The sequence below is a fragment of the Phocaeicola sp. RTP21198st1_B8_RTP21198_201120 genome (genome assembly GCF_040929485.1).
Taxonomy (GTDB): Bacteria; Bacteroidota; Bacteroidia; order Bacteroidales; family Bacteroidaceae; genus Phocaeicola; species Phocaeicola dorei.
This window is the reverse complement of record NZ_JBCOCI010000289.1, coordinates 1,034-1,606: the sequence shown is the minus strand read 5'-3', so window position 1 is coordinate 1,606 and position 573 is coordinate 1,034. Positions and strand designations below refer to the sequence as shown.

Genomic DNA, 573 nt, shown 5'->3' with positions numbered 1-573 from the left:
TATTAATTCTGTGCTGGCAAAATCTTTTAAAGCATACGATGATCCGGTACGGAAGTCTATTGAAAGTTTGAGGAAAGATGCGTCTTTATCTCCGATTGAAAAATATAATTTTTGGACAGAAAACAACCGTTACAATGCGATTTATCCCAATCCGTACAACTATCATCACAATAAGGTGATTGATCCGTTCAGAGAAGCACAGACTCTCTTTTTGGAAGAAGGTTCTTATTTCAAACTGAATACTGTGTCGCTGTCTTATCGCTTTCCGAAACGGTGGCTTGACTTTTTCCGGGTAAGAGGGGTTACGTTGAAAGCTTCGGTCAACAATATTTGGACATTCTCCAATTATTCAGGTATCAGTCCCGAAAGTGTGAATGGTCTGGGACGTGACACGTCGGGTGGCTATCCTAACAGTCGCACATGGACAATGGGTGTGGTATTGAGTTTATAATCTTTTAAATATGAGAATTATGCTGAAATATATATCAATAGGATTATTGTTAATCTTTACATCCACTTTTTGCGGATGCAATCTGGATACCGATGATGAAGATAAGATGCCGGGTGATAAAT

Annotated in this window: 1 pseudogene; it reads left to right on the top strand. The window is 38.7% G+C overall.

The window, feature by feature from the left end:
* Nucleotides 1-451: pseudogene (locus AB5935_RS25520) on the top strand (SusC/RagA family TonB-linked outer membrane protein); the annotation flags it as partial.
* Nucleotides 452-573 lie beyond the last annotated feature (122 nt).